The 278-nt window shown below is 41.0% G+C and carries 1 pseudogene; it reads left to right on the forward strand.

The features are described 5' to 3' along the window. Positions 1–229: pseudogene (locus EII41_RS14415) on the forward strand (hypothetical protein); the annotation flags it as partial. Between the last annotated feature and the right edge of the window lie 49 nt (positions 230–278).

Consider the following 278-nt stretch of genomic DNA (forward strand, 5'->3'; position numbering starts at 1 on the left):
GAACAAAGTCGGACTCATTACTACAGGCAAGAAAGGCAGAAAAATCATTACAGCCGTACAGACATTCTTAGACAATCCTTATGACGGAGACACCATAGAACCGCTTCTTAGACAGATGGAAGACAATGATTTGAAACTACCTCAAGAACTTGCGTACGACAGGGGAGGGAGAGGTCGAAGAGAAATAAAAGGAGTAAAAATCAGGGTCTGTGTTGAATCGTGTGGGTAACCCATAAATCAAGATCCGGAAAAAAGTTGTATAATTGCATTCATGGAAA

The sequence above is a fragment of the Tannerella forsythia genome, assembly GCF_003860135.1.
In the GTDB taxonomy this organism is placed as follows: domain Bacteria; phylum Bacteroidota; class Bacteroidia; order Bacteroidales; family Tannerellaceae; genus Tannerella; species Tannerella forsythia_A.